Raw genomic sequence first — 22,565 nt, forward strand, 5'->3', positions numbered from 1 at the left:
TTTAACTCTTTCTATTGTCTAAAAATGTGATGGCTTTCCTCGAATTTTCAGGAAATTTTATTTTCAGTATTTCCGGTTCGGAAACAAATTGAATCCGCGGACTCACCCGGACTTTGGCGCGGAAACGGTCTTTGATTCGATCCAGCATCTCATCCGTTTCATTGGTGGAAAAAACTTTGACCTGAATTTCATCTTCGTCAATTTCACTCGAAAAAACTTCAATTACATAATGTTTCACCTCCTCAAAATCATTCAATAAATCGAGCAAAGACGGCGGATAAAGTGAAGTTCCTTTGTATTTAATCATCTGCTGTTTCCGCCCCACAAGTGGCCCCAAACGAAAAGTCGTACGGCCACAACTGCATTTTTCGTGATAAGGCTTTACAATGTCTCCGGTTTTATAACGCAACAACGGCATTCCCCTCACACCCAGCGTCGTAACGACTAACTCACCGGCTTCGCCCTCAGTCACCGGCTGATCATTTTCATCCAGAAATTCGCAGATAATCAATTCCGGATGATGATGACCGCCCATTCCGGCTTCGCATTCGGTAAAAGCCGTCGCCATTTCGGTGGAAGCATAGGTCGAATACAATTCCAAAGGCCATTTTGATTTAATTTTGGACGCCAGAACATTGTCCGAAAAATCCTGATTGCGCAAAGGTTCGCCAATGCAAATTACCTTTTTCACACTTGAATTCCGATAATCGATGTTGTTTTCTTCAGCGTATTCAATCATTTTCAACAAGAACGAAGGAACACAAATCAGCGCATCGGGTTTGATTTTTCGGATGGTGTCCCATTGTAGTTCCGGTACGCCCGAACCCACCCTTACCACGCCAATTCCGGCTTTTCGAGCTCCTAAAAAATACGCCAGTCCGGCCATAAATCGACGATCCAAAGTCGTCGTAAGCTGAAGAGTATTTCCAGTATTTAACCCAGCACAATCATAAGACAAAGCTTCATTGTACGCCAATCGCTCCAAATCTTCATCGGTCATCGCAATCAAGACCGGATCACCCGAAGTACCCGAAGTCGAAACATAATCAGCAATCTCAGATTTGGGAACGCAAAGAAATTTCTCATTGTATTTCTGAAGTTCATCTTTGGTCGTAACCGGAATTTTTATAAGATCTTCTACCGAATTAATTGACTCAATATCAATATTTTGATTCTTAAATAATTCCGAATAATATGCTGAATTTTCTTGAAGGTAACCCAATTGCTTTTTTAGAAGTTCATTTTGAAAAGCTTTGATTTCTTCTTTTGATTTTCTTTCTATTTCGGGTAGTTTTATCATTTTATTTCATCTTTCGTTCCGATTTCCGAATTCTTTTTTCCAAAAATTCACGGTCGGGAACGGTTGTAATTTCCTTTTCCAGAGCAATTTTATAATTTTCCAGGGCTTTTTTATAATTTTTTCTTTCGAAATAATATTCGCCCACCAAAAAATAGGTTTTCCAAAATTCCGGATTTAATTGGATGAACGAATGAATTTCCTTTTCCGAAATCATTTCATCTGTTTCAAAACGTTTCATTTCTTTTTTAAATGCTAAATAATTTTGGAATTCGTCTGAATGCAAAAATTCATCTTCGGGAATGATCAATTCTTCCACCGAAAAATCTCCCCAATCGCCGTTTTCCATTTTTTCAAACACCTCATTCAGGTCATAAGCCACAAAAGCGCCCAGCTGATAGGGATTGGCCGAAACCCACATCAAGCGGTCTTCCGGTTTAAAAATCACGGCGTGATGCGACAAAAGCTGATTGATTGCTTTTTCGTTTCCATATCCGATTTCCAGTTCATTCAATCCTGATTTATTTCGTAAAAAATCGGCTGCAATTTCCGGTGAAACCGGTGGATTTTCAGCGATTAATTCATTCATTTTTTCAAATCGATATTGCGAATGCGACTCAGCAATGGCTTTCTGATTTTTTTTATCGGACTGATAAATTTCGCTTTGAAAATGATTGGAACAAACCAATAAATCGGCGGAACTCGCCACCCGATACACATCGAATTTCCTTGGTGAAACCTCGATTAAAATCGCTGATTTTTCCTCGGCACTGCCGACCATAATCGACTCGGCTACAAAAACTTCTCTTTTTTTAGCGATTTCTATCGCTTCTTCAAAATTTCCGGCATATTGCAAAATCTCTCTCGCCACCAATGAAATTGGCGTTTTAGCGACTAACGGAATGGAAGATTTTCCGGCGTTGATCGTGACGGTAATTCCTATTTCGTTCATTCCGGAAACCGCGCCCACAAATCCCGGCCAAGTGACGATGGCGTGTTTATGACCTTCGTCAGGATTGATGAAAGCAATGATTTTATTTTCAGAAAATTCATCATTGATATAAAAATCGAAGTTTCTACCGAGGATTAATTTTCCATCGGCCGAATTCTCGCCCCAAGCCGCAAAGGAAGTACATCCGACCATTGCCAGATCTTGCAAAGCATGGCCGATGTCGTGTGCAGCGTGAAAGTACAAAGTTCGCCAGAAAACCGGCGCCACGAAATTAAATTCCTCTGATGTGAATTCGGAAATTCCATAAATTTCCGCTGTGTATTCTTCCGTGACATGTTTATGTAATTTCCGATTGAAAAACTTCAGAAAACCACGCACCAGATTTTGTTGAAATTTCGAAGGAACCAATTCTTCGATTTTGGAAACGAAGATTTTTTCCTGTTCGTACATCAATTCTTCGGTGAGATTTCCGTTTGCCAGTCCTCTTTCCAGCGGATTTCCTTCGAGATACAATTCCCAGATATCGTATGAATTCTTTTGCAAAAGATTATTTCCCAATAATTTAAAATCACCGGAATCAATTTTTTCTGGAAAAGGTTCAACCGTGTAATTGAAAGTAGGTAATTCTTTAGGAGCCGCACAGGAAATCAGTGTAAAAACTGAAATCCAGAGCATGATATGTTTTACTAGAAAATTCATCAAGTCAAAACGTGTGCAATGGCCTGAACCGCTCTGTCATGCTTGGACACAAAAGGGTTGGTCTTGTCCCATACATATCCGGCAAGTACTGAACAAAGTTTGCTTTTGATGTCCTCATTTACTTCGGGATGGAAAAACAAGCGTTGCAACTCTCCTGTGTACCAAGTTTTTACATACGAGCGAAATACGCCCACGCCTTCCATGATGTACTGCTCATATTCACTTTCCCAATCAACTGATTCACCTTTAAGTTGTTTGGATATCAGTCGTGCGGCCGTTGCTCCGGACTCAGAAGCAAAACAAACACCTGATGAAAACACAGGATCCAAAAATTCCGCACTATTTCCGGTTAGTGCATAACCCGGACCGTATAATTTTTTGACGGCTGACGAATAAGCCACCAGTTTTTTAGGTTCAAATATAAATTCAAGTCCGTCAAATCTTTCTCTGTAATAATCTGATTGTCGGATGATTTCCCGGAATGTTTCCTCATTATCGCCTTTATCGACTGCTTCCAGGTATTCTTTTGGTGCAACAAGTCCAAGTGAAGAAATATTTTCTGAAAAGGGAATGACCCAAAACCAGTTTTTCTGCGAAAGCACATCAAAGGTAATTTGAGTTCCTTCCACTCCTTTGGGTCTTCTTTCGTCTTTTAGGTGAACAAAAATAGCCGACATCGGATCCAGCGAGCTGGGCACATCCAAATTAAAAAGTCGTGGCAAGACCCTTCCGTACCCACTACTATCGATGATGAATTTCGCATGAATTTCTTTGGTTCCTTTTGCGTTTGAAACGGTTGTAACCGAATCACTTCCGTTGAAAATCACATTTTCCACGGTTGTTTCAAATTCAATGTCCACTCCACGACTTTGGAGTATATCGGTCAGTGTTTTATCGAATTCGGCACGTGGCATTTGCCAGGTCCAGTCCCAGCCTTTTGTATATTTCTGACTAAAATCAAAATGGCAAACTTCCTCTCCGCGAAGAAAACGTGCGGATAGTTTTTTTTCGAAACCTTTTTCCAAAATCCCCTCGATAAATCCCGCTTCATCAAAGTTATCCATACACCTTGGGATAAGACTTTCTCCGATTACAAATCGGGGAAACTTCTCTCTTTCAACTACTTTTAAATTGATTCCATTTTTTTCCAGGATTGCAGCAGCGACAGCTCCGGACGGGCCTGCCCCTATGACGAGAACGTCTACGTTTTCAGTTTTCATTTTTTATTTAAGTCCTAATTCCCACCAAATTTATACAGATATTATTAAATTTGCGACTTCTCTGTAAAAAATATAGAGCTCATTACTATGATTCAAATTAAAGGTTCGGTTTCACTGGGAGATTTCCGAAGTATTGTTTTTGATAATCAGAAAGTTGAATTATCAGAATCCATCCAAAATCAGGTCAGAAAAAGTTTTGATTTCCTGACTGGTTTCGCAGAAGATAAAATCATTTATGGTGTCAATACCGGATTTGGACCTATGGCACAATACCGGATTAATGACGAAGACCGGATTCAATTACAATACAACCTCATCCGAAGTCATTCAAGCGGAATGGGAGAAATTCTTCCGGAAATTTATGTGAAATCCTCCATACTTGCGCGTATGAACACGCTGAGTCTGGGACATTCGGGCATTCACATTTCGGCCATAGAACTGATGAAGGAACTCATCAACCGAAATATCACTCCCGTAATTTATCAGCACGGTGGAGTTGGCGCCAGCGGCGATTTGGTTCAGCTTGCCCATCTTGCACTAACGCTCATTGGCGAAGGTGAAGTTCTTTACAATGGTGAAATAAAATCAACAAAAGAAGTTTTTGAAAAAGAAGGTTTGGAACCGATGAAAATCCACCTGCGCGAAGGACTTGCTTTGATGAACGGGACGTCGGTAATGTCGGGAATCGGAATTGTAAATCTGATTTATGCTGAAAAATTATTTGATTATGCGATTAGCTGTTCAGCACTTATCAACGAAATCATGGGCGCTTATGATGACCATTTGTCAGAAAAGTTGAACTCGGTGAAGAAACATTCCGGACAGCAACATGTAGCCAGCAAAATGCGCGAATTTATTTCGGGTAGTAAACTGATTCGAAAAAGAGAAGAACACTTGTACAACGGGAAGGTCCAGGAAGAAATTTTCAAGGACAAACTGCAGGAGTATTATTCCATCCGCTGTGTACCGCAAATTCTCGGGCCTATTTACGAATGTATTGAAAATGCCAAAAAAATTCTGATTGAAGAAGTCAATTCGGCCAATGATAATCCGATTGTGGATGTGGAATCCCAAAATGTTTATCATGGAGGCAATTTCCATGGCGATTATGTTTCATTTGAAATGGACAAACTCAGAATTGCCATTACCAAGCTGAGCATGTTGCAGGAGCGTCAATTGAATTATTTACTGAATCCTTCCCTGAACGAAAGGCTTCCGGCATTTGTCAATTTGGGAAAACTGGGACTCAATTTCGGAATTCAAGGTGCGCAGTTTACAGCAACTTCCACAACGGCAGAAAACCAGACACTTTCAAATTCTATGTACATTCACAGCATCCCGAACAACAAAGACAATCAGGACATTGTGAGCATGGGAACAAATGCAGCCTGGCTGACCAAAAAAGTCATCGAAAATTCATTTGAAGTAATTTCAATTCAATTATTGACACTCGTTCAGGCGATTGACTATTTGGATTGTTTTGAAAAACTCTCTCCGAAATCACAAAAAATTTATTCAGAAATACGGGAAATTGTTCCTATATTTAAGGATGATATAGTTCTGACGCCTTACCTTCAGAGCATTAAATCATTCATTATGAATTAATTAAAACACTTCTAAAACAAATGATTATGAAAACAAGATTAACAATTTTGCTGAGTTTAATACTTGGAATCCTTTCTGCTCAGCAACTAGCTGTAGTGGGAAAGGGCAAAAATTATGGTTACATGGACAGTTCTGGAAAAATTGTAATCCCCATAGAATACAAAGCTGCCGGAAATTTCTCGGACGGTCTTGCGGCTGTAAATGTCAATGGAAAATGGGGATTTATTGATGCTACTGGCAAAATGGTCATTGAACCTCAGTTTGACCGTGTGAAGAGTTTTAACAGTGGAATTGCATTGGTGGAATCAAACAAAAACTGGATGTACATCGATAAAACAGGAAAAGAAATCACAGGATTTCCTGCTTCTGACAAAAAATATGATTTCGAAGACGGAATCGCATTCATTCGTCAGGGCGATAAAGTCGGGTTTATAGATACCAAAGGAAATACTGTACTGGCGCCTGCATACAAAGACATCAAACCTTTTTACAAAGGATGGGCAAAATTCAACGACAACAATAAGTGGGGGTTGCTCAGCAAAGACGGGAAAATATATATTCCGGCTGAATATGATGATATAAATGTATCGGACAACAAAGTTATCATTGCCAGAAAAGGAACTGACTGGGGTCTGATTGGCGCTGACAAGAATTTCAAAGTAGTAAACGGAGCCTCTAAAATATGGGAATTCTTTGGGGAAAACGGCACACTGACGTATGCAAAGAAAAACGATAAAATCGGATTTATTGATACCACGGGAAATTGGGTCATAGAACCTCAATTTGAAAAAGTTCGTGCTTTCAATCAGGGTCTTGCTCCTGTTTTTAAAGATAAAAAATGGGGATATATTGACACCAACGGAAATATGGTTATCCCGAATCAGTTCAAAGACGCCGAAATTTTCAGCAACGACGGACTTGCTCCTGTAAAAAAGGATAAACTATGGGGATTCATTGATAAAACAGGAAATATGATAATTCCTGATCAATATGATATTTCGACTGCCTTCATAGGATTTCTACAAGGAGGCGACCAAAAAGGATTTATCAATGGACTTGCCCGAGTAAAATACAAAAAACAATGGGGCTTTATCAGCAAATCGGGTCAAGTTGTAGGCGAATGGTTTGATAATGCCGAAAATTTTGCAGACACAAAATGAGTAAAGAAAAATATGCATTGATTACGGGTGCTTCACGTGGAATCGGACGTGAAACAGCCCTGAAAATTTCAGAAGAATTGGGTTATGCCATCCTGATTAATTATCAGTCCAACCAAAAAGCAGCAGAAGAAACACTCAAAGCAATTACCGACAAAGGCGGAAAGGCAGAACTACTTCAGTTTGACGTGAACAATGCAGAAGAAGTCAACACCCGGCTTAACGAATGGAAAGACGCAAACCCAGATGCCATAATTGAAGTCATCGTCAACAATGCCGGCATCACGCGCGACGGACTGATGATGTGGATGGAAGAAGAAGACTGGCAGAAAGTTTTGAACACAACTTTGAATGGATTTTACAATGTTACCCGGAATTTAATTCAGGATTTATTGAAAAACCGATACGGTAGAATCATCAATGTAGCTTCGGTTTCTGGGATGAAAGGGACCCCCGGGCAAGTCAATTATTCCGCTGCCAAAGCAGGATTGATCGGCGCTACCAAAGCACTCGCACAGGAAATTGCCAAACGCAAAATTACCGTAAATGCCGTCGCTCCCGGATTTATCGAAACCGATATGACCAGTGATTTAAACCAATCCGAATTAAAAAATTTAGTACCTTTAAATCGTTTCGGCAAAGCGGAAGAAGTTGCCGATCTGATTTGTTTTCTGGCTTCACCTAAAGCTTCCTACATAACCGGCGAAACCATAAACATCAATGGCGGAATTTACGCCTAATGAATGAGCGGAATGAAAAGAGTTGTGATTACAGGGATGGGAATTTATTCCTCTTTGGGGAAAAATCTTGGAGAAGTAACAAAGTCATTGACGGAAGGAAAATCCGGGATTATTTTCTCACAGGAGCGTAAAGATTTTGGCTTTCGATCAGCGTTGACTGGATTTGTAGAACCTGTGGACTTAAAAGGCTCACTTTCAAGAAGACAAAGAATCTCGATGGCCGAAGAAAGTGAATTTGCGTTCGTCGCCACTGAAGAAGCCCTAAAAAACGCCGGAATTTCACCTGAATTTTTCGATGAAAACATCGTCGGACTTTTGTATGGAAACGATTCAGTTTCAAAATCGGTCTGGGAATCGATTGAAATTGTCCGTGAGAAAAAAGATACAACACTTGTAGGTTCCGGTGCGATTTTCAAATCGATGAATTCCACAGTGACGATGAATCTATCAACGATTTATAAAATCAAAGGAATCAATATGACCATCAGCGCTGCCTGTGCCAGTGGTTCACATTCCATCGGTTTGGGATTTATGATGATTAAACAAGGTTTGCAAGATATCGTTATTTGTGGTGGTGCACAGGAAACCAATAAATATTCGATGGGTAGTTTTGACGGATTGGGCGTTTTTTCAGTTCGTGAGGACGAGCCTGCCAAAGCCTCACGTCCGTTTGACACCCAACGTGACGGACTGGTTCCGGGCGGTGGTGCAGCAACCATCATTCTGGAAGAATATGAATCCGCAGTGAAAAGGGGCGCAACTATTTTGGGAGAAGTAGTAGGCTATGGATTTTCTTCCAACGGCGACCATATTTCCACACCGAATGTTGACGGCCCAAAACGCGCTATGGAAATGGCTTTGCGCCAATCCGGGATGAGCCCCGAAGAAATCCATTATATCAACGCTCATGCGACCTCAACGCCCATCGGTGATGCCAACGAAGCCAAAGCTATAGACAGTGTTTTTGGGAGCAATCCTTACGTCAGTTCTACCAAATCAATGACCGGACACGAATGCTGGATGGCAGGAACCAGCGAAGTGGTTTATTCGATGCTGATGATGCAGAACGGATTTATTGCACCGAATATTAATTTGGAAGAAGTAGATGATGCAGCTAAAAATTTGAATTTAGTTAAAAATACGTTAAACCAAAATTTTGATGTATTTTTGTCGAATTCTTTTGGTTTTGGCGGAACAAATTCTGCCTTGATTATTAAGAAACTAAAACAATAAGTATATTTCTAAGAACTATGAATAGAGAAGAAATTATTCAGACAATTAATGATTTTTTGGTGGATGAATTCGAGGTTGAAGCAAGTGTTATATCCCCCCAAGCCAACATGAAACAATCTCTGGATCTGGACAGTCTTGACTATGTAGATCTGGTTGTGATTATCGAATCTAACTTTGGCGTAAAACTCGAAGGAAAAGATTTTGAACATATTCACACATTTGATGATCTTTATAATGTTGTAGAAAGCAAGTTTCATGCACTTGCCTAAATAAAATCAAAATGGCAGAATGGGAAGGAAAATCCAAAGGCACGGCCACCGGATATAAAATTTTCATCATTCTCATACAAAAAGCAGGAATCGGCGCCGCATACTTTTTGCTGGCGTTTGTTTCTTTTTATTACTTTCTGTTCAATACGAAACAAACCCGTGTTATCTACAATTATTTTCGTCAGAAACACAAACAAACCGTTTTCCGAAGTCTGATGAATACCTATCGGAATAACTATATTTTCGGACAGACACTCATTGACAAAGTCGCCATTGCAGCCGGATTGGAGAATAAATACACTTATGAATTTGACGGAATCGAAAACATCCATCAGTTGGCCAAAGACGAATCAGCCGGGATTATGATCAGCGCACACGTCGGGAATTTTGAGCTGGCACAACATTTCATGGGTGAGTTCGACAAAAAAATTCACTTGGTAACCACCGACGAAGAAAGAGTCGCAATCAAATCCCTTCTGGACAGTGTGATGGCAAAACCCAATGTCGAATTCGTAATTGTAAAGGACGATATGTCGCATATTTTCGACATTCACAATGTAATTGAAAATCAACAAATTATTTGTTTCACAGGCGATCGTTATTTCCCTGAAACCAAAACCCTTGAAGCAGAGCTTTTTGGCGAAAAGGCAAAATTCCCGGCCGGTCCTTTTTTACTCAGCTCCCGACTCAATACACCGGTTTTATTTGTTTATGTAATGCGGGAAAGAAACCGACATTATCATCTCTACGCTCGCAAAGCCGAATTCAAAAATCGGGATGCACAGTCACTTTTAGAAAATTACACAAAAAGCATAGAAAAAATATTGGAGAAATATCCGCTCCAATGGTTCAATTATTACGATTTCTGGAAAAAGGATTAAACTTTACTCAAAATAAGTTTAAACGAGGTTTTTATTTTAAAATCTTATCTTTGCGTTCTTTTTAAAACTCAAGGAAACAGAACTCAAAAACTTTAAAATGCAAAACGTTTATATCAAAGCGATATCTAAATTCCTTCCAAACGAACCTGTAACCAACGACAGGATGGAAAGCATTTTGGGTATGGTAAACGGAAAACCCTCGCGTGCCCGTTCAATCGTTTTGAGAAACAACCGCATTTTACAACGCTTTTATGCCATCGACAAAAATGGTAATCTGACGCACAATAACGCAGAACTTACCCTTGAGGCAATTAAAAAACTGATCGAAATATCCGGAATTTCTCCCGAAGAAATCGAAATTTTATCCTGTGGGACTTCCACTCCAGACCAGCTTCTGCCCTCCCACGCAAGTATGGTGCATGGCGCCTGGCAACAAAAACCGCTGGAAGTAAATTCCGCAACCGGAATCTGCACTTCTGGAATGAATGCTTTGAAATACGGATTTATGTCCATTGCTTCGGGCAGTGCGAAAAAGGCTATCGCAACAGGTTCTGAACGTGTTTCATCCTGGTTAAAAGCCGATAAATTCAACAATGAAGCAGAAAAATTAGCAGAACTTGAACAAAATCCGGTTATTGCATTTGACAAGGATTTTTTGCGCTGGATGCTTTCGGACGGAGCCGGTGCAATGCTGCTGAGCAACGAACCTAATTCAGACAACATTTCTCTGAAAATCAACTGGATAAAAGGGATTTCTTTCGCCAATGAACTCGAAACCTGTATGTATGCCGGTGCCACCAAAAATCAGGATGGAAGTTTGACTTCCTGGAGTGATTCCGATCCGGAAAAATGGCTGACTGAATCCATTTTCGCCATCAAACAGGACATCAAATTACTGGACGAACATATCATCAAAAAAGGAGCTGAAAGCCTACAGAAAATATTAAACGAAAACCATACAAAACCGGAAGAAATCGATTATTTCCTTCCACATATTTCTTCCTATTATTTCCACGACCGCCTAAATGAAGGCTTTCACAAAGCCGGAATCAATATTCCGCTTGAAAAATGGTATGTCAATCTGGAAAAATTCGGAAACATTGGCTCTGCCTCAATTTATCTGCAATTGGAAGAATTATTTTATTCGGGAAGATTAAAAAAAGGTGAAAAAATCCTTTTATCCGTTCCTGAAAGCGGCAGATTTTCTTATGTTTACGGCTTATTAGAAGTTGTATGACCCAAGCCATCATATCATCGCCCGAACAAATCCTAAATCTCATTCCACAAAGACCTCCTTTTGTGTTGGTCGATGCCATTTATGAGCATTCAGAAAAGGAGATTTTATCAGGATTTACGGTGCCCGAAGATCATATTCTGGTTAACAGTAAAAATGAATTGCTGGAGTCGGGCATGATTGAACATTTTGCTCAAAGCATCGCACTTCATCAGGGTTATAATTTCTTTTTACGAAATGAACCTGCGCCCGTCGGATACATCGGTTCTATCAAAAACATTGAAATTTTTGCAGTTCCCAAAGTAGGCGAAGAAGTCCGGACGCGAATTAGGGTTTTACAACAAATCATGGGTGTAACCATGGTTTCAGGTGAAGTTTTTCTAAATGGAAAACTGATTGCACGAGGCGAAATGCGGACGATTGTTGCAAAAGAAATGGAGTAATACTTTTTCAAAATAATTTTAGAAAGATTCAGCCTAAATTAAAATCTCAAAATTTAATTAATTGGTTATTTTTGTAAAAATCCTGCAACGAAATGGCCAAAAACATTCTTGTCACTTATTATACCCAAACTGGACAATTAGAAGAAATCGTCAAAAATCTAACGAAACCTTTCCGGGATAATCAGGAAGAATTCACAGTTACTTATTACCAGATCAAACCCAAAAAAGATTTTCCCTTTCCTTGGCCGAAAGATGTTTTTTTTGATACTTTTCCCGAATCTTATCTTCAGGTTCCGGTGGAATTAGAAAGGCCTTCAGATGAGGTTTTGAACAAAGATTACGACCTGATTATTTTTGGGTATCAAGTTTGGTTTTTAACACCATCCATTCCAATTATTTCTTTTCTGAAAAGTGATTTCGCTCCGAAATTATTGTCGGGAAAACCACTTATTACCGTTTCGGGCACCCGAAATATGTGGATGCTTTCACAGGAAAAACTGAAAGTTTATTTCAAAGAATTAAATGTAAATTTAGTCGGAAACGTCGCATTGGTAGATCGACATGATAATTACACCAGCGTCATCACCATTCTCAATTGGCTTCAAACCGGAAATAAAGTTTCACCCAAACCTTGGCCCAAGGCAGGTGTTTCGGACGAAGAAATTAATTCCGCTTCCAAATTCGGAGAGATTATTTTTCCTTTTGCAAAATCAGAAAACTATGAAGGGATGCAAGAAGAATTGGTCAAAAACGGCGCAGTGGAAATCCGTCCTTTTTTAGTTAAAGTAGAAAAAGTCGGCAACCGTTTGTTTACGGTTTTCTCTCGGATTATCAGCAAAAATCCACAAAAACGAAAGTTTTGGGTCAGCGTTTACAAATTTTATTTGATGCTTGCAATTTGGGTAATTTCGCCAATTGTTTTAATATTGTTTAACCTTACAACCCCTATATTTTGGTGGAAAAGGAAAAAACAAATTAAGTATTATCAAGGAGTTTAAAATTAGTTTAAAAGATGAATGAAGTATATATCACCAAAGCGTCCACCTATCTACCCAATGATCCTGTTCAGAATGATGAAATGGAAGAATACTTAGGTCTCGTAAACGGGAAACCCTCCAAAGCCAAAGCTTTGATTTTGCGTAACAACGGAATCAAAACGCGCTATTATGCCTTGGATAAGGAAGGAAAACCTACCCATACCAATGCCGAAATCACTGCCAAAGCCGTAGAAGGACTTTTTGACGAAAATTTCACAAAAAACGATATGCAATTGCTTTCCTGCGGAACGACTTCGGCCGATCAGATTCAGCCCTCGCACGCTTCCATGGTGCATGGCGTTTTGAAACCCAATCAATCCATAGAAATCAATACTTCAATGGGACTCTGTAATTCGGGAATGAATGCTTTGAATTACGCCTTCCTTTCGGTAAAAGCCGGCGCCGTGAACAATGCAGTGGCAACAGGTTCGGAGCGGTTTTCGATTTGGATGACGGCCGATAAATTCAACCATGAAGTGGAAAATCTGAAACTTTTGGAAGAGAAACCCATTGTGGCTTTTAAAAGAGAATTTTTGCGTTGGATGCTTTCCGACGGTTCAGGTGCTTTTTTATTGGAAAATAAACCAAGAGAAAACCAGTTGAATTTAAGGATTGAATTCATTGATTTTTATTCGTATGCCCATGAAATAGAAGCCTGTATGTATTCAGGAAGTGAAAAACAGGAAGACGGAAGTTTGAAGTCCTGGGCGGAATATCCGGCTGACGAATGGCTGAATCAATCCATTTTTGCCCTGAAACAAGACACAAGGTTACTGGATGAATTTATTCTGAAAAAAGGAGCGCAATCTTTGCGGGCTTCATTTGACAAACACAATCTCGACCCCAACGACATGGATTATGTGTTGGCGCATATTTCTTCGAATTATTTCAAAGACGGATTGCGAGAGGAGTTCGCTGCGGTAGGATTGGATTTCCCGGTGGATAAATGGTATTATAATTTATCGGAGGTTGGAAACATTGGCGCAGCTTCCATTTTCATCGTAACCGAAGAATTGATGAATTCAGGAAAATTAAAAAAAGGACAAAAAGTTTTGCTCTGCATCCCCGAAAGTGGAAGATTTGCTTATTCCTGTGCGGTTTTGACGGTGTGTTAAAATTAAGTAATGAAAAACTACCCTGAAATTGAAACGCTTATTCCGCACCGAAAACCGATTTTGTGCATTGACAAAGTGATTTCGGTGGAGGATCTAGTTGCAAAAACCCAATATAAAATCGATGAAAAGGCTTTGTTTTGTACAAATGGATCTTTTTCCGAATTGGGTTTACTGGAAAATGCGGCCCAAAGTAGTTTCGTTTTTCTAAATTTTTTTCTCAAAGATGCCAAGGAAAATTTATGGAGCGATGGCAAAGATTCCATAGGGTTCATCAGCCATATCAATTCCATGACAGTAAATTTTTTGCCAAAAGTGCATGACAAACTTCTCACTACCACCACTACCGAACTTGTTTTTGATGCCGAAAATTTAAAAATTTGTAATGTGGTAGCCGAAACAACTGTAAATTCAGAACTGGCTTTTACGACCGAAATGAAAATGATTTTGCAAATACGCGAGTTGTAATTTTGTTGTAAATTAGAGAATCTTGAGGGATTAAGTTGAAAAATTAAAATCATGAAAAAAGAGGAAGTGCCGCAGGACAATGGAAGTTTATCCAAAGTAGCTCAAGAAATTTGTTATGCAATTGACGAAAATGGAAATTACACCACTGTTCAAAGTTCGGGATGGAAAGTAAAATCTACTGCCTTGGACGAATCCATAAAATTAATAGAAGAACGAGTTGAGCAAACCAAAAAAGAAATTACGGCAGGCAAACTCAGTCCCCTCGCCTATTTTATGGAAGTTCACCGAATGGACATTTCGATTCTGGCAAGTTATGTGGGCATTCATCGCTGGTTTGTCAAACGCCATTTCAACCCCAAACGTTTCCGGAAATTATCGGACAAAACTTTGAAAAAATATGCCGATGTTTTTGAAATTTCTGTGGAGGAACTGAAAAATTTTACCGTAAATAATTAGATTCGCAATTATTTTAAACCGAATGAAAACTTTGGCAAGTCTTTTCATAATTAAATCTTGACAAAGTAAAAAACCCGATTCATGCAGATTGAATTCCAACACAAACAATCCGCTCATTGTGAAAATGGCGTGATTTCAAATTTGATGAACCACCAAGGCGTAAAAGTTTCCGAACCTTTGGTTTTCGGAATCGGAGCCGGTTTATTCTTTGTATATCTACCTTTTTTGAAAGTGAATTTCGCTCCGGGATTCAGTTACCGACCGATGCCCGGATACATTTTCCGACGTTTTGCCAAACAATTGGGCATCAAAGTCATTCACAAACGATTTAAATCGGAAGCAGAAGCCCAGAAAATTCTGGACGAAAAAATCAGAGAAGGAATTCCCGTGGGACTTCAAGTCGGAGTTTATAATTTGACTTATTTTCCAGACGAATATCGTTTCCATTTCAACGCGCACAATCTCGTTGTTTTCGGAAAAGAGGACGACCGCTATTTGATTTCCGATCCGGTGATGGAAACCCCAACTTCACTCACCGAGAAAGAGTTATCCAAAGTTCGATTTGCGCAAGGTGCGTTGCCGCCAAAAGGACATTTGTATTATCTGGAAAGCGTTCCAACGCAATATGATTGGGAAAAAGCCGTACGAAAAGGCATACAAAAAACCTGCAAAGACATGCTGGCACCCGTTCCCATTGTGGGCGTCAATGCCATAAAATGGGTAGCGAAAAGCATCCGAAAATGGCCAAAAAAATTGGGCACTAAAAAAACCAATCATTATCTGGGACAATTGATCCGAATGCAGGAAGAAATCGGAACGGGCGGTGGCGGATTTCGCTTTATTTATGCGGCTTTTCTGGAGGAAGCTTCTCAAATTTTAAACAATCCTAAACTAAAAGAATTATCCAAAGAAATGACCGAAATCGGTGACGAATGGCGGGATTTTGCACTCAATATTTCCCGGGTTTACAAGAACCGCAGTGGAGAAGAAAATGTGTATGAAAAACTTTCCGATCAGTTAATGGGATTGTCTGAGCGCGAAAGAAAGTTTTTTCAGGAGTTGAAGAAAGCGATTTGATTTACGAAGTACGATTTACGAAATACGATTTATGAAAGATATACATGAAATTCTAATTTTTTAACTACAAAGCCACAAAATAAAAGGCTATACGAAGCAATTTATTGGTAAAAATTCTGCGTAAATCTGTGTTATTTACGGGAAAACAAAAATTTAGCTTTAAACCACTTCTTCAATCAAATTTCGCCCTATTTGAACTAATTTTTTTACTTTCGCAATCGATGGAAGCCATTCAATGCCATAATCTGAGCAAATCCTATGACGGAAAGAAAACCTTTGTCATCCGCGATTTCAATCTCGGCATTTCAAAAGGTGAAATTTTTGGTTTGCTCGGCCCCAACGGAGCGGGAAAAACTACGCTGATTTCCATGATGTGCGGACTTCTTGCACCTACTTCAGGTGAAATCAAACTCGGCGGATTGAATGTTAAATCCAATCGGACTGAAATTCAAAAAAAAATCGGTGTGGTACCGCAAGAATATGCGCTCTACCCTACGCTTACGGCTTATGAAAATCTGGAATTCTTCGGAAGTTTATACAATCTCCACGGAAATGATTTGAAAAATAGAATCGAATCGGGATTGGAAAAAGTCAATCTTTCTGATTACCGAAATCGTCCGGTAAAGGATTTCTCCGGCGGAATGAAAAGAAGAATCAACCTTTTGACCGGAATTCTTCACCAACCCGAAATTCTTTTTTTGGATGAACCGACTGTGGGTGTTGACATTCAGTCCAAAGAAGTGATCATCGGAATACTGGAAGAACTGAACGCAAAAGGAACGACCATTGTTTATACTTCTCATCATTTGGCGGAAGCCCAAAATTTTTGCACACGACTCTGCATCATCGACAAAGGAAAAATCATCATTCAGGGAACTTCTGACGAACTGATTCAGCAAGTGAAAGAGGCTACCAATCTGGAAGAAGTTTTTTTGGAATTAACAGGAAATCAAATTCGCAATGTTTAAACTCAGGGCTGCCATAAAAAAGGAAATCTTGCTTTTGATGCGCGATTGGGGCGGATTGGGAATCTTGTTTATCATGCCTTCCATCCTTTTGGTGACCATTACTTTGATTCAGCAAAGCACCTTTAGGGAAGCCGGGAACAGTGTGATGCCGATTGTTTTGGTGAATAATGATGGTGGCGAATTGGGCAAAACCATTGAAAAAAATATTTCCGAAACCGAATCCCTGAAACTGATTCAGAAACAGGATGGAAAAACCATTGACGAAATCAACGCACGAAAACTCGTCAGCAGCGGGAAATACCAAATTGCACTGGTGATTCCTGAAAATCTTTCTGCCGAATTGGAGTCGAGAATTAATTCAAATGTGGAGAAAATTCTGGCCGAATTTTCATTGGACGAATCCGATTCTGCCCAAACCGATGTTGCGGAACAACCTCAGGAAAAATTAGCCAAAATCAAATTGTATTTTGATCCGGCGGCCGGTGAAACTTTTCGGAATTCTGTCAAAAATGACATCGAAAAAATGATGTCCAAAGTGGAATCCAAAAAGATTTATACGGTTTTTGAAGAGCAAATGGGCATAGAAACCGAAGGAAATATGATGGATGACAATGCAATTCAATTCGAAGAAATCATCGCCCAGAAAGGAGAAGACGGAATCGTACCCAACACGGTTCAGCACAATGTGCCGGCCTGGATTCTCTTTGGTATTTTCTTCATTGTGGTGCCGCTTGGAATCAACATCGTCAAAGAAAAAAATCTGGGAACCATCATCCGAATCCGGACAAGTCCGGTTTCCTATGCGACCATTGCTTCCGGCAAAATCATCACTTATACCCTGATTTGTCTGATTCAGTTTGTGCTGATGTTGCTGATTGCGAGATTTATTTTTCCAGAATTGGGACTGATACCTTTCAAACCCGGCGGAAAATTAATTCCGATGACCATCGTGGTGATTTTCTCGTCTTTTGCGGCTATCGGATTGGGAATTTTAATCGGAACGATTATGAAAACCCAGGAACAAAGTGCACCGTTTGGAGCGATTTTTACGATTATCATTTCGGCTATCGGCGGGATTTGGGTTCCGGTTTATCTGATGCCTGAAATCATGCAGAAAGTGGCGGTTTTCTCGCCGATGAATTGGGGGATTACGGCTTTTTATGATATCATTCTGCGGAATGGAAGTCTGATGGATATTTCAAAAGAATTATTGTTTTTATTTCTGTTTTTTGTCGGAACTTTTATGCTTTCAGTTTGGATTAATAAGAGGAATAACTTGATTTGAGTTACGAAGTTCGTTTGACGAAACTCGAACCTCGAATTTCGATTACCGTTTAAATAAATAAAAATGCTTTCACATACATCAAAATTCAGAGTACGATTTAACGAGACGGATCCGTTGGGGATTGTCTGGCACGGGCATTATGTGACCTATTTGGAAGACGGGCGGGAAGCATTTGGTGAGAAATTCGGGATTTCTTACAAAGACATTCAAAATGCGGGATTATTTGCGCCGATTGTGAAATGTACCGTAGATTATAAATTGCCATTGCGGCATGGAGATTGGGCGAGCATTGAAACCCAACACATTCCGGAAATTGCGGCAAAACTGCATTTTACGTATAAAATTTTCAACGAAGAAGGCCAACTCGTTGCAACCGGCGAAACGATTCAGGTTTTTACAGACCAGGAAAAAGGCGAATTGTTTTTGTCCAATCCGCCGTTTTTTGAGGAATGGAAAAAGAAATATGATTTAATTTGATCTAAACCTGACAGGTTTCCGAAAATATAAAATATGACCGAAATTTTCATATCAGCAGATTCTTTGATCACTCCTTTCGGGATCGGGAGCGAATTGGCATTTGAAAAAATCAAATCGGGTGAAAGTGCAGTAAAAAAACATTCCAATCCGAAGCTTTCGCAAAATGAATTCTATGCTGCGCTGATACAGGAAAACGAGGAATGGTTTTTCGGATTAAATTTAGACGAATCCTTTACCCGACTCGAAAAATTGATCATTCTTTGTTTGAAGAATTTACTTTCAGATGAAATAAAATGGACAGAAAAAACATTGGTGGTTCTGTCTTCTACCAAAGGAAATATTTCGGTTTTGGAAAATCCCGAATTTAATTTCCCGAACGAACGGGCTTTGCTGACTTCATTGACCCGAAAAATTGAAAATTATTTCGAATTAAAAAACCCTGTTCAAATCATTTCAAACGCTTGCATTTCAGGTGCTTTGGCGATCGAATTTGCCCGAAGATTATTGCAATCGGATTCCTACGAAAATGCCATCGTCATCGGTGCCGATGAAGTTTCGAAGTTTATTTTATCGGGATTTGAATCTTTTCAGGCGGTGAGCGATTCCGTTTGCAAACCTTTTGACCGCGACCGAAACGGGATTAATTTAGGCGAAGCGATAGCAGCTGTTTACCTCACCAAAATCCCCACCGAAAATTCGGTAAAAATTCTCGGAAGCGGTACATTTAACGATGCCAATCATATTTCCGGGCCTTCCAGAACCGGCGAAGGTTTGTTTCGAAGTATCCAAAAAGCTTTGGAAAATTCCGAAGTGGAAATTGATTTTATTTCAGCTCATGGAACCGCTACGCTTTACAACGACGAGATGGAATCGATTGCTTTTCATCGCTCGGGATTATCGGAAATTCCAGCCAATAGTTTGAAAGCTTGTTTCGGACATACATTGGGCGCAAGCGGTTTACTGGAAACGATTTTGAGCATTCATTCTCTGAAAAATAATCTGCTGATTCCATCGCTTGGATTTGAAAATCAAGGAACGACTTATCCGATTAATTTGATTCGAAATACAGAAGAAAAAGAATTAAAAACCTTTCTGAAAACGGCTTCAGGATTTGGCGGAAGTAATATCGCAAGCGTTTTTGAGAAATTCATCTGATTCCATTCTTTTCTGATAATTATTTCAGCAAAATTTCAGTATAGTTTTATCTTTGTCAAAAACAAAGAATTATGCCCATCATTGCTCCTTCCGTTTTAGCCGCAGATTTTGGAAATCTAAAGCGTGACATTGAAATGCTGAACCGTAGTGAGGCTGAATGGATTCACCTGGATGTGATGGATGGTGTTTTTGTTCCGAATATTTCTTATGGAATGCCGGTTATCAAAACCATAGATGAATTGACCGACAAAGTACTAGATGTACATTTAATGATTGTGCAACCTGAAAGATATATCTCCACATTCAGAGAGGTCGGGGCTGATGTTCTTACAGTTCATTATGAAGCTTCCATACATCTTCACAGAACCATTCAGCACATTAAAGATGAAGGAATGAAAGCAGGTATTGCTTTGAATCCGCATACACCGGTTCATTTACTGGAGGACATTATCAAGGAAATCGATCTTCTTCTGATTATGAGCGTGAATCCGGGTTTTGGCGGACAGAAATTTATCCAGCATACCTATGAAAAGATTGTTCAGGCAGCGGAACTTATAGACCGGAAAAATGCTGATGTCCTGATTGAGGTCGATGGTGGTGTGGGTCCGGGTAATGCTGCTCAGCTCATTCAGCTGGGCGCGGATGTACTGGTAGCCGGCAATGCAGTATTCAGCGCCCATGATCCAATCGGAGTTATAAGTGAAATGGCTGGTTATTGATTCCTAGACACTCAGACAGCTGAAATTTTCATTTTTTCAGAAATAGTTTTGGATTTCTGTTAATAATTTATACCTTTGCACCTCTACTAAACTAATCTTACTATGAAAGGACTACTATTCCTATTTTCATTATTTTCAGGTATTTTCCTGTTTGCACAAGTCGGCATAAACACCGATTCGCCACGTCCCGGTTCCGCATTAGATGTTAACGGATCCATGAAATCAGCCAATGTATTATTACCTTCAGATCTGCCGCCCATCACGGCAGCGGAAAGAGAATCATTTGTTTATCTGGTACAGAATCAATCCACAGGCGCAATTGAGCACCTGGACTTATCTGCATCAGGCACCGGTGGCATTTCTTCCATTATGACTTATCAGTTATCTAATGTAAATGGCGACTGGGTATTGGATTTTGACACCAAAATCAGTTCAACCGATTATGCATTGGTTATTCTTTCTGCTTGGTTTGATCAAGATTTAACTGGCAGCAACCCTGCTCCTCCTGTAGCCCGAACCAAAGCAATAGATGGAACCTGGCATCTGGAAGCAGACTATTCAGCAGTTTCATCTGACACCAATGGTGCATGGAATATAACCTGCGCAGTTTATCCTAAAAACTACGCTAAAATATTTCCATTGCAAACAGTCAACATGAACGGAAACACTACTGCAACAGCTGCAACAGCAATTATCAGTTACTAACAACCTAAATATCCTATACTTATGAAATCTTACCTATTAATATGGTTACCATTTATGGTATCCTTAACCGTTCAGGCACAAGTTGGAATTGGCGTTACAAATCCCACAAATATGCTTGAGGTAAACGGATCTGATGTATATGTCGCAGACAAATTTTACATTAATAATTTACCTGCTTATGACGGAACAGCATTGGGTCCCGATAAATTTCGAATTGTGGCAATTGATACCAACAGCCAGGCAAACGGATCTGCTGTTAACGGAAGAGTGATGGAATTTGTGGGAAATCAGGAGATGATGCCCATTATTATTCAGCCCTATAATGTTACCAATATAAATGCCGATAATCTGAATGATTTGAATCTGAATATCTCCACTTCAAAATATGTAATTGCGATTTCAAATTTTGAAGCCATTCCGCTTAATGGTGCACAGGGGATTTATAGGAAAAGCGTCAGTAATAACGTATATGTTTATGATAACTTTGTTATCAGAACATTTGAAAACGGCGGAAGCTGGCACGTGGAAATAGGAGCTAGAGAAGCAAATCCACAAACCGGTTCTTATCAATATAATTTTGATATTGTGCTTTTCCCTAAACGTTATTTCCGTAATCTTGGTCAAATAAATTATGATTTAGGTGGTTCAAATACAGGAGCAGCTGTTACAGCTCCAAGTGGAATCTGACAATTAACCCCAAACTTATGAAAATGAAAACAACCTTATTTACAATTTTTTCTTTACTCTCCTTATTGATATTCGGACAAGTCGGAATTGGTTTACCTGCCAATCAGACTCCAACAGAAACACTTGAAGTTAACGGCGTTTTCCAGTTGCATGACGGAAATGAGTTATTTCTTGAAAATGCCGGACCCTATATGGGAACTTCAGGAAATTCAATCATGATGGTCCATAATACCGACACCAATACATTGAATAAATTTGATCCCGGCTCCATGCCTTTTGCAGCCATTACATTTATTCCCTATCATTTTGACAATGTAAGCGCACACGGACTGCACAATTATGATACAAAAATTGATGCCAGTAAATTTTACATTACGATAGGAGGATTTTTTGTATTAAAAGAAGACGGTAATACATCTATTGAGATGACCGGGAGCGATAGTCATTTCCCTTTGTATTCGGCTCGTGCGTTTGTACAGAATGGGACATGGCGTTTAAAGTTTGATCTGAACAACGACCGGCAATTTGATCACCTGGTTGATATTTATTTAAATGTTTCGGTTTATTATAATAATTTCCTGACCAAAACAAATACGGTAAAATCTGTAAACATGAATGGGAACACTTCGGGTTCTACTTCGAAGCCAGACGGAGCGATAGAGTAACCTATCTATATACACTAAACTTTG

Annotated in this window: 24 protein-coding genes; 21 read left to right on the top strand and 3 right to left on the bottom strand. The window is 39.6% G+C overall.

Translation table 11 applies throughout. From position 1 onward, the window contains the following. Position 1: 1 nt before the first annotated feature. Genes WBF63_RS07255 through WBF63_RS07265 form a run of 3 tightly spaced genes read right to left on the bottom strand, consistent with a single transcriptional unit; the run spans position 2 to position 4,168 of the window. Complete coding sequence (locus WBF63_RS07255; protein ID WP_424369047.1) at positions 2-1,300, bottom strand: phenylacetate--CoA ligase family protein; 1,299 nt, start codon at positions 1,298-1,300, stop codon at positions 2-4. Position 1,301: 1 nt separating this feature from the next. Then, positions 1,302-2,948 carry a C45 family autoproteolytic acyltransferase/hydolase gene (locus tag WBF63_RS07260; protein WP_424369048.1) on the bottom strand — a complete coding sequence of 549 codons (1,647 nt, stop codon included), beginning with the start codon at positions 2,946-2,948 and terminating at the stop codon, positions 1,302-1,304. After that, positions 2,948-4,168, bottom strand: a complete 1,221-nt coding sequence (locus WBF63_RS07265; protein ID WP_424369049.1) for an NAD(P)/FAD-dependent oxidoreductase — start codon at positions 4,166-4,168, stop codon at positions 2,948-2,950. Before WBF63_RS07265 ends, WBF63_RS07260 begins: the two co-directional genes overlap by 1 nt. 87 nt (positions 4,169-4,255) lie before the next feature. Here WBF63_RS07265 and WBF63_RS07270 point away from each other — a divergent pair, with 87 nt between their 5' ends. The 21 genes from WBF63_RS07270 (at position 4,256) to WBF63_RS07370 (ending at position 22,541) form a co-directional block, all read left to right on the top strand. Beyond that, positions 4,256-5,773 carry an HAL/PAL/TAL family ammonia-lyase gene (locus WBF63_RS07270; protein ID WP_424369050.1) on the top strand — a complete coding sequence of 506 codons (1,518 nt, stop codon included), beginning with the start codon at positions 4,256-4,258 and terminating at the stop codon, positions 5,771-5,773. Positions 5,774-5,799: 26 nt separating this feature from the next. Continuing rightward, complete coding sequence (locus WBF63_RS07275; protein WP_424369051.1) at positions 5,800-6,933, top strand: WG repeat-containing protein; 1,134 nt, start codon at positions 5,800-5,802, stop codon at positions 6,931-6,933. Next, complete coding sequence (gene fabG, locus WBF63_RS07280; RefSeq protein ID WP_424369052.1) at positions 6,930-7,670, top strand: 3-oxoacyl-ACP reductase FabG; 741 nt, start codon at positions 6,930-6,932, stop codon at positions 7,668-7,670. The genes WBF63_RS07275 and fabG overlap by 4 nt, the downstream gene beginning before the upstream one ends. A gap of 12 nt (positions 7,671-7,682) precedes the next feature. After that, entirely contained in the window at positions 7,683-8,903 is a 1,221-nt protein-coding gene (locus WBF63_RS07285) for a beta-ketoacyl-[acyl-carrier-protein] synthase family protein (protein WP_424369101.1), read from the top strand. Between the two features lie 17 nt (positions 8,904-8,920). After that, positions 8,921-9,172, top strand: coding sequence for an acyl carrier protein (locus WBF63_RS07290; protein ID WP_424369053.1), 252 nt, complete (start codon positions 8,921-8,923; stop codon positions 9,170-9,172). Positions 9,173-9,183: 11 nt separating this feature from the next. Further along, positions 9,184-10,053 (top strand): lipid A biosynthesis acyltransferase, encoded by an 870-nt coding sequence (locus WBF63_RS07295; RefSeq protein ID WP_424369054.1) that lies wholly within the window; start codon positions 9,184-9,186, stop codon positions 10,051-10,053. 97 nt (positions 10,054-10,150) lie between these two features. After that, on the top strand, positions 10,151-11,290 hold the full coding sequence (locus WBF63_RS07300; protein WP_424369055.1) for a beta-ketoacyl-ACP synthase III: 1,140 nt from the start codon (positions 10,151-10,153) through the stop codon (positions 11,288-11,290). After that, a complete protein-coding gene (locus tag WBF63_RS07305; RefSeq protein ID WP_424369056.1) occupies positions 11,287-11,730 on the top strand; it encodes a hypothetical protein in 444 nt (147 codons plus the stop codon). Before WBF63_RS07300 ends, WBF63_RS07305 begins: the two co-directional genes overlap by 4 nt. 92 nt (positions 11,731-11,822) lie before the next feature. Beyond that, the gene (locus WBF63_RS07310) at positions 11,823-12,728 is read left to right on the top strand and encodes a dialkylrecorsinol condensing enzyme DarA (RefSeq protein ID WP_424369057.1); all 906 of its coding nucleotides are present in this window, start codon (positions 11,823-11,825) and stop codon (positions 12,726-12,728) included. A gap of 14 nt (positions 12,729-12,742) precedes the next feature. Then, complete coding sequence (locus tag WBF63_RS07315; RefSeq protein ID WP_424369058.1) at positions 12,743-13,882, top strand: beta-ketoacyl-ACP synthase III; 1,140 nt, start codon at positions 12,743-12,745, stop codon at positions 13,880-13,882. Between the two features lie 9 nt (positions 13,883-13,891). Further along, a complete protein-coding gene (locus WBF63_RS07320; RefSeq protein ID WP_424369059.1) occupies positions 13,892-14,347 on the top strand; it encodes a hypothetical protein in 456 nt (151 codons plus the stop codon). A gap of 51 nt (positions 14,348-14,398) precedes the next feature. Further along, entirely contained in the window at positions 14,399-14,803 is a 405-nt protein-coding gene (locus WBF63_RS07325; RefSeq protein WP_424369060.1) for a helix-turn-helix domain-containing protein, read from the top strand. A gap of 81 nt (positions 14,804-14,884) precedes the next feature. After that, positions 14,885-15,880: a BtrH N-terminal domain-containing protein gene (locus WBF63_RS07330; RefSeq protein ID WP_424369061.1), complete on the top strand. Its 996-nt coding sequence runs from the start codon at positions 14,885-14,887 to the stop codon at positions 15,878-15,880. 221 nt (positions 15,881-16,101) lie between these two features. Then, positions 16,102-16,848 (top strand): ABC transporter ATP-binding protein, encoded by a 747-nt coding sequence (locus WBF63_RS07335; RefSeq protein ID WP_424369062.1) that lies wholly within the window; start codon positions 16,102-16,104, stop codon positions 16,846-16,848. Beyond that, a complete protein-coding gene (locus WBF63_RS07340; RefSeq protein WP_424369063.1) occupies positions 16,841-18,133 on the top strand; it encodes an ABC transporter permease in 1,293 nt (430 codons plus the stop codon). Before WBF63_RS07335 ends, WBF63_RS07340 begins: the two co-directional genes overlap by 8 nt. A 63-nt stretch (positions 18,134-18,196) precedes the next feature. Next, positions 18,197-18,610, top strand: a complete 414-nt coding sequence (locus tag WBF63_RS07345; RefSeq protein ID WP_424369064.1) for an acyl-CoA thioesterase — start codon at positions 18,197-18,199, stop codon at positions 18,608-18,610. Positions 18,611-18,643: 33 nt separating this feature from the next. Next, on the top strand, positions 18,644-19,765 hold the full coding sequence (locus tag WBF63_RS07350) for a beta-ketoacyl synthase N-terminal-like domain-containing protein (protein WP_424369065.1): 1,122 nt from the start codon (positions 18,644-18,646) through the stop codon (positions 19,763-19,765). 71 nt (positions 19,766-19,836) lie between these two features. Further along, positions 19,837-20,484, top strand: coding sequence for a ribulose-phosphate 3-epimerase (gene rpe, locus WBF63_RS07355; protein WP_424369066.1), 648 nt, complete (start codon positions 19,837-19,839; stop codon positions 20,482-20,484). 102 nt (positions 20,485-20,586) lie between these two features. Next, positions 20,587-21,189 carry a hypothetical protein gene (locus WBF63_RS07360; RefSeq protein ID WP_424369067.1) on the top strand — a complete coding sequence of 201 codons (603 nt, stop codon included), beginning with the start codon at positions 20,587-20,589 and terminating at the stop codon, positions 21,187-21,189. Positions 21,190-21,210: 21 nt separating this feature from the next. Beyond that, the gene (locus WBF63_RS07365; protein WP_424369068.1) at positions 21,211-21,876 is read left to right on the top strand and encodes a hypothetical protein; all 666 of its coding nucleotides are present in this window, start codon (positions 21,211-21,213) and stop codon (positions 21,874-21,876) included. A gap of 23 nt (positions 21,877-21,899) precedes the next feature. Continuing rightward, positions 21,900-22,541, top strand: a complete 642-nt coding sequence (locus WBF63_RS07370) for a hypothetical protein (RefSeq protein WP_424369069.1) — start codon at positions 21,900-21,902, stop codon at positions 22,539-22,541. Positions 22,542-22,565: the final 24 nt, after the last annotated feature.

This window comes from Moheibacter sp. (genome assembly GCF_049672845.1).
GTDB lineage: Bacteria > Bacteroidota > Bacteroidia > Flavobacteriales > Weeksellaceae > Moheibacter.

Coding starts and splice junctions, on each gene's coding strand:
- WBF63_RS07360 (WP_424369067.1), top strand. CDS start 20,587: ATGAAAGGACTACTATTCCTATTTTCATTATTTTCAGGTATTTTCCTG.
- WBF63_RS07350 (WP_424369065.1), top strand. CDS start 18,644: ATGACCGAAATTTTCATATCAGCAGATTCTTTGATCACTCCTTTCGGG.
- WBF63_RS07260 (WP_424369048.1), bottom strand. CDS start 2,948: ATGAATTTTCTAGTAAAACATATCATGCTCTGGATTTCAGTTTTTACA.
- rpe (WP_424369066.1), top strand. CDS start 19,837: ATGCCCATCATTGCTCCTTCCGTTTTAGCCGCAGATTTTGGAAATCTA.
- WBF63_RS07340 (WP_424369063.1), top strand. CDS start 16,841: ATGTTTAAACTCAGGGCTGCCATAAAAAAGGAAATCTTGCTTTTGATG.
- WBF63_RS07325 (WP_424369060.1), top strand. CDS start 14,399: ATGAAAAAAGAGGAAGTGCCGCAGGACAATGGAAGTTTATCCAAAGTA.
- fabG (WP_424369052.1), top strand. CDS start 6,930: ATGAGTAAAGAAAAATATGCATTGATTACGGGTGCTTCACGTGGAATC.
- WBF63_RS07315 (WP_424369058.1), top strand. CDS start 12,743: ATGAATGAAGTATATATCACCAAAGCGTCCACCTATCTACCCAATGAT.
- WBF63_RS07300 (WP_424369055.1), top strand. CDS start 10,151: ATGCAAAACGTTTATATCAAAGCGATATCTAAATTCCTTCCAAACGAA.
- WBF63_RS07295 (WP_424369054.1), top strand. CDS start 9,184: ATGGCAGAATGGGAAGGAAAATCCAAAGGCACGGCCACCGGATATAAA.
- WBF63_RS07270 (WP_424369050.1), top strand. CDS start 4,256: ATGATTCAAATTAAAGGTTCGGTTTCACTGGGAGATTTCCGAAGTATT.
- WBF63_RS07335 (WP_424369062.1), top strand. CDS start 16,102: ATGGAAGCCATTCAATGCCATAATCTGAGCAAATCCTATGACGGAAAG.
- WBF63_RS07310 (WP_424369057.1), top strand. CDS start 11,823: ATGGCCAAAAACATTCTTGTCACTTATTATACCCAAACTGGACAATTA.
- WBF63_RS07345 (WP_424369064.1), top strand. CDS start 18,197: ATGCTTTCACATACATCAAAATTCAGAGTACGATTTAACGAGACGGAT.
- WBF63_RS07320 (WP_424369059.1), top strand. CDS start 13,892: ATGAAAAACTACCCTGAAATTGAAACGCTTATTCCGCACCGAAAACCG.
- WBF63_RS07365 (WP_424369068.1), top strand. CDS start 21,211: ATGAAATCTTACCTATTAATATGGTTACCATTTATGGTATCCTTAACC.
- WBF63_RS07285 (WP_424369101.1), top strand. CDS start 7,683: ATGAAAAGAGTTGTGATTACAGGGATGGGAATTTATTCCTCTTTGGGG.
- WBF63_RS07275 (WP_424369051.1), top strand. CDS start 5,800: ATGAAAACAAGATTAACAATTTTGCTGAGTTTAATACTTGGAATCCTT.
- WBF63_RS07255 (WP_424369047.1), bottom strand. CDS start 1,300: ATGATAAAACTACCCGAAATAGAAAGAAAATCAAAAGAAGAAATCAAA.
- WBF63_RS07305 (WP_424369056.1), top strand. CDS start 11,287: ATGACCCAAGCCATCATATCATCGCCCGAACAAATCCTAAATCTCATT.
- WBF63_RS07330 (WP_424369061.1), top strand. CDS start 14,885: ATGCAGATTGAATTCCAACACAAACAATCCGCTCATTGTGAAAATGGC.
- WBF63_RS07370 (WP_424369069.1), top strand. CDS start 21,900: ATGAAAACAACCTTATTTACAATTTTTTCTTTACTCTCCTTATTGATA.
- WBF63_RS07290 (WP_424369053.1), top strand. CDS start 8,921: ATGAATAGAGAAGAAATTATTCAGACAATTAATGATTTTTTGGTGGAT.
- WBF63_RS07265 (WP_424369049.1), bottom strand. CDS start 4,168: ATGAAAACTGAAAACGTAGACGTTCTCGTCATAGGGGCAGGCCCGTCC.